The sequence below is a fragment of the Thermoanaerobacter sp. CM-CNRG TB177 genome, assembly GCF_018588165.1.
Taxonomy (GTDB): Bacteria; Bacillota; Thermoanaerobacteria; order Thermoanaerobacterales; family Thermoanaerobacteraceae; genus Thermoanaerobacter; species Thermoanaerobacter thermocopriae.
This window is the reverse complement of record NZ_JAFCAC010000107.1, coordinates 1-391: the sequence shown is the minus strand read 5'-3', so window position 1 is coordinate 391 and position 391 is coordinate 1. Positions and strand designations below refer to the sequence as shown.

The 391-nt window shown below is 56.8% G+C and carries 1 rRNA gene; it reads right to left on the bottom strand.

The window, feature by feature from the left end:
• Nucleotides 1–82: 82 nt before the first annotated feature.
• Nucleotides 83–391, bottom strand: a 23S ribosomal RNA gene (locus I4N53_RS12205); the annotation flags it as partial.

Genomic DNA, 391 nt, shown 5'->3' with positions numbered 1-391 from the left:
TCCGTGTTCGGAATGGGAACGGGTGTTTCCCCTCCGCTATCGCCACCGGAAATCCTAGACCCTCAAAACTGCACAAAGCCTTATGGTCAAGTCCTCGACTGATTAGTACCGGTCAGCTAAGAGTGTTACCACTCTTACACCCCCGGCCTATCTACCTCGTCGTCTTCGAGGTGTCTTACCCCCTTACGGGTGGGAAACCTTGTCTTGAGGCGGGCTTCGCGCTTAGATGCTTTCAGCGCTTATCCCTTCCGAACTTGGCTACCCAGCTGTGCCCCTGGCGGAACAACTGGTACACCATCGGTTCGTCCACCCCGGTCCTCTCGTACTAGGGGCAGTCCCTCTCAAGTTTCCTACGCCCGCGACGGATAGGGACCGAACTGTCTCACGACGT